4 protein-coding genes and 1 pseudogene are annotated in these 5169 nt (G+C 39.3%); all 5 read right to left on the bottom strand.

Annotation, left to right across the window (positions count from 1 at the left end):
• Positions 1-375 (bottom strand): annotated as a pseudogene (locus K6G87_RS19060) (hypothetical protein); the annotation flags it as partial.
• A gap of 135 nt (positions 376-510) precedes the next feature.
• Positions 511-1821, bottom strand: coding sequence for a hypothetical protein (locus K6G87_RS19055; RefSeq protein ID WP_296840844.1), 1311 nt, complete (start codon positions 1819-1821; stop codon positions 511-513).
• Between the two features lie 18 nt (positions 1822-1839).
• Entirely contained in the window at positions 1840-3054 is a 1215-nt protein-coding gene (locus K6G87_RS19050; RefSeq protein WP_296840841.1) for an ATP-grasp domain-containing protein, read from the bottom strand.
• Between the two features lie 384 nt (positions 3055-3438).
• Positions 3439-4464: a UDP-2,4-diacetamido-2,4,6-trideoxy-beta-L-altropyranose hydrolase gene (gene pseG / locus K6G87_RS19045; RefSeq protein ID WP_296840838.1), complete on the bottom strand. Its 1026-nt coding sequence runs from the start codon at positions 4462-4464 to the stop codon at positions 3439-3441.
• Between the two features lie 89 nt (positions 4465-4553).
• Positions 4554-5169 (bottom strand): N-acetylneuraminate synthase family protein (locus K6G87_RS19040; protein ID WP_296840836.1); only part of this gene is annotated, 616 nt, incomplete at its 5' end.

Raw genomic sequence — 5169 nt, 5'->3', positions numbered from 1 at the left:
GTATTTCTTGAAATCAACCGGAATATACTTCTCCTGAAGCTGACCAAATCTCTTACAGAACTTGATCCTGTTGATCATGTTCTTAACAAGACTTCCTGTGTTAGTCCTTAAGGGCTTTAACTCTGGGAAAAAAGTATCTTCTTTTTCATCATACTCTATTACTTCCTCAAAAAGTCCGCATTCTCTGGCTCTTTGAACCATAGTGCCAAACTTGTTGGACATCTTTGAAAGTACTAAAGTTGCGCGGCCTGCTGCGCTGCTTCCATAAGACGCGGTCGATCCCTCAAGGCCTGTTTTATGTAAAATATGAAATTCCTTAAGACATGCCACATATACATGATAAAAGGTGTGGCATACATATATTCTTTCGTGCATCTTAATCCTCTAATCAAAATCAAAAGCTAAAAACTGCTTTACATATTCAGAAAAGCTCATAAATTTAATCCATTTACAAAGTTCATAGAACTAAAACATGTTTTATGTATTCAGGAGAGTTCTCAAATTTAATCCTCATCCAACAAGCTCTCTTAATACTGCTTCAAAGCATTCTGCACTATGCACCATATCAAAGCGGTCATATCTTTGATCTATCCAGAAGCACAGGATATGATCTGCTATCTTTTTGGACATAGGATCTGCTATTGCAGCCTCGTCGCAAACAGGCCACAAGACAGGCGCATATATACCTTTAGATGCCAGGATTCTTTCAAATCCGTCTCTGTCTATACTTCCAGCCGTTTTTAAATCCTTACTTATCTTATCTGTATCCATCAGTACAGGCAGCATAAATGCTGGATTTTGAGCCATTCTATGTGGGAACAGCTTAAAATATCTGTTATTGTAGACAGATTTATCCAAAAGCTCATATAGTGTATCATAATTATTGTTTCTTGTAGACACCATATTCTTAACCGGTATGCTTTTAAGATATTCTCTGCTTTCATCAGACATTTCGTATATGTCAGATCCGTCTGTAAGGGTATCCTCTGCATGTCCAAGAAGGGCTCTGAACTTAGCTTTAAGATCCTGATCACCGTTTTCAAGATACTGAGTTTTCATTCTTAAAGCTTTGGATCTTTCTGTGGCAAAAGAATTTTCGCCCTTCATGGGTTTTAATCTAAACGATACATTTTTTCCCTGTGCATAACGGTTCTTGATCGCAACTGCGCCGTCAGGAAGGCCCATCCACTTGCGGATGCTTCCTATAACATAGTCGGCGTTTTCCTTGTCGAACTCTGTAGGCGCAAGGACTCCCTGTGTTACATCCTCTATTACTATGATACTTGAATCTATAGATTTAATATATGCATCAAGCTCTTTAATATCGGTAATGCCATAGTAGACTGCTGTAAGGACGATCACTTTGAGATTATCATCGCCATTTTTGTATACATCATCTATTAGCTTTTTAAGGCTCTGCCTGTTAACAGACAGATCTTCATTTATTCCATAAAAAAGGACCTTCATGCCATGAACTTCAAAAGGTCTGTACATGGAATCGCAGCAAAGGGCAGGAAGAAGCGCAACATAATTATATGAAACGTCTGAAGCAATAGATGCCGCTACTGTATTTAATGAGTTTGATGAGTTTGATCCATTTGATGAGCTTGAGACATTTAATGAGCTTGAGCCATTTGATGTGTTTGATTCATTTAATGGTTCTATATCTTCAAGCTTTATATCCTCGCAGACAAATCCTATTGCATCACGTCCGCAGCGAAGAAAGCTGACATCTCCAAAGCCGTCATACATGCGGGTAATGTCATCAGCACTATATTTTTCTTTATCTATATAATTAAATTCACTTCCTATTTCGTACATATATATCCTCGCAGCGCGTTATGACTCTATGATCAGATTTATTCTTGACAGCGCTTCTTCGCAGTTTCTTTCTGCTTCGTCAGCATCTTTTCCTGTAGCAATTACATGCCCTACCCTGTCAGAGCTTGAATGAAGAGGAGGAACTATATCTCCTTCTTTCTTATAAAGGACAACTTCCTCAACTCCTGGCATGGCTTTAGCTTCATCAATTCCCTGAATCTTATCTATTCTGCCTTCCTTTGCCGGAATGAATCTTATAGCAGATCCTTTAGTGATAACTCTCTTCCAGGATGGTTCGTTACCAAGTACCGCATCAAGCTCGCACTCATTTAAGTTAACACCGCTTGATAATGGGACAAGGCGGGATGTGATAAAGTCTCCTCCAAGTCTTGCAGCTATTTCCACAAGCTTTGCCCCTGTCTTTGTAACCTTGATCTCAGTATGGGACGGCCCATTTATGATTCCTACAGCCTTTATTGCGGCAAGGGCAACTTTCTCTATATCTTCCTGTTCATCTTTTGACAGTCTGCTAGGCTCAGTATGTCCTGTCTCAACAAAATAAGGCACATGAGTTACTTTCTTATCTGTAATAGTGATTATATGCGTGATACCATTTACAGTAACTGACTCTACGCTAACTTCAGGTCCTTCCATGTATTCTTCTGCAAGAACTCTTCCACCTCTTGAATACTGACTTGTAAAGTCCCAAAGCTCTTTTGCTTTATCAGCATCAAGGTCATTGGCATCTACAAGCTTTACGCCCCTACTTGCAGCATTATCTGCAGGTTTTAATACGAACACCTTTTGAAGCGTATCAGGAAGGTCTTTAATAAGAGCTTCAAAATCTTCAAAGCTCTCAAGTATATAAAAGTCAGGAACAGGAACGCCCTTCTCCTTCATCCTAAGGCGCATCATTGACTTATCTGTTGCGCATATGGAATCTTCGTAAGAAATTCCGCCTTTTCTCCCAAGCTTCTCATTAACCCATGAAGCTGTCCTTACAGGCATATCACTTGTTGAAGTCATGATATAGTCAGGCTTATATTCCTTTGCTGCTTCAAGTACCGCTTCCTTATCGATAGTACTTATAAGAAGGAACTTGTCAGCAACATCTCTTGCATCACATTCAGGGTCATAGTCAAGAACATATACGTACAGACCCCTGTCTTTAGCTTTCAGTATTGTAGGCATCTGAAGCATACTTCCGCCTAATATAAAAATTGATTTATTCATACTAGTTACCTTATTTAGTCCGGGACTTTAATTATAATTTTTCCCGAGTAGTCCATACTTTTGTTTTAATTAGTACTATTAACTCAAACTTCGCACATTAGAAAAAACTAATTTCCTTGAAAATTTGATACATCGGGCAGCCTGTAAAGGATTTTCGCGTTCTTTAAAAATCTTATTTAATTCAAGAGTTTAATAGATGGAGTTTTATATTCTGTTTGGGATCCACCTGTCTGAGCGTAAGCGAGTTTGGATCCCAGAATATAAAATTCCAGATATTAAGCCTTGAATTATAAGATTTTTATGACAAGAAAATCCTTTACAGGCTGCCCAAAGTATCAAATTTTCAAGGATCACAGTTCGTTTTTATGTGCGAAGTTTAAGTTTTTAATTAGCTTCATCAAGAATCGCCTCTGCAATTCTCTCTGCTCCTCTTCCATCTATCATGTCATGCATTCTGTTTCCAAGCGCTTGTCTCTGAGCTGCAGTCTTAGTTTTAAGATCAGCAATCTTTTCATTAAGGCTGTCTGTAAACTGCTTCTCACCATTTCTAAAATCGCCACAGTATGCAATAAGTCCTTTTTGGTCAAAAAAGTGAGCATCCGCCATCTGGTTATCAGTAAAAGTATAGGATATGGACGGAACCTTGCAGGCGCTAAGTTCATAAAGAGTTGTTCCTGCAGGTGTTATACCTATATCGCAGGATCTCATGATACTAGCCACGTCGCTCACATTCTGATGAATCTCCAAAAATGACTCTTTTACAAGACTCTTTAAGTAGTCGCTTATCTTGTAAGACCTACCTGCAAGGAGGACGATTTTGGAACCAGCATCAAGTTCCTTGATGTTCCTTATTATCTTTTCACATATACCGAAGGTATCCATTCCTCCGGAGGTTATGAATATCCTGAAATCGTTGCCCTCATGGTCTATATCATTATAAGTTGAAAACTGCGGTCTTAAAGGCACATAGTCTGTTCCAAGACATAGCCTTGTCCCATCCGTCTCGTATTCACCTTTATAATCATATTCTGTGTGGCTTGGGCTGTAATTGATTATGGCATCTGCCTTGTAATGAAACTTATGTATATCATCAATATAGATGATCTTGGGTCCAAGCTCTTTTAATGCATCAAAATACTCTTTGGTCACATAGTAGGTGTCAAGCAGGATTGCATCGCACTCTTTCATGCTGCCAAGTAGCGAAATCTCAGTATTAAGGTCATCCCATCTGCTTCCAAGCACCTTGTATGAAAATCCTCTTTCTGTGGCAAAAGAAGCTATGCCATCATCAGCACTATAGAAGATGACATCAGCACCTTTTCTTACAAGTTCATCTGCAATTGTAGCGCATCTCATGAAATGGCCTGTAGCAACCGTCTCATTGATGTCAGCTCTTATCCCGATTTTCATAAAATGTGGTCCTTAATCTTTATCTGACATGATATTTTTCTTTGGAGTTAACAATCCATGTTTTGTTTTGTGCAAAAAACTATATTTTCTCACTCTACGAGCTCAAATGCCATTGGGGTACCACGCTTAATATCTGCTTTAGCGTGTTTTCCCAAAATATCATCATAATATTTGGGCGCAAGTCCTGCATTTGGACGTATGCTTCTTACGTTTTTGGAAGTGATCTCTTCGCCAGCCTTTATGTCCTCAACTACAAAGAGTGACCTTCTGTCGCCGAATTCTCCGGATGATATCTCATTGTCTGTAGGTCCGTAATGAACCTCTCCAAGTGCAGTCGTAACGGCTCTTACATTCTCGACCATGCTCTTATATTCATCTGGTTCCATGGAAAAAGCACTATCTGCTGTCTTATAGTCTCTTGAAATGCAAAAATGCTTTTCTATAACTCTTGCTCCAAGTGCTGCCGCTCCAACTGCTGCCGCATATCCCATAGAATGATCAGAAAGTCCCACAGGAACTCCAAACTTATTGATCATATCAGGAATAGTCTTAAGGTTAAGATCTGATGATACAGTAGGATATACATTGCAGCATTTAAGGATTGCTACCTGGTCGTTGCCCTGGCTGTGTATAGCATCAAGAGCTTCCCTTATCTCTTCCTCTGTTGCCATTCCAACAGACATGATTATAGGTTTATGCTTGGAA

This window comes from Butyrivibrio sp., assembly GCF_024699075.1.
Note: the sequence above shows the minus strand (reverse complement) of the source record. Positions and strands in the feature narration are given on the sequence as shown.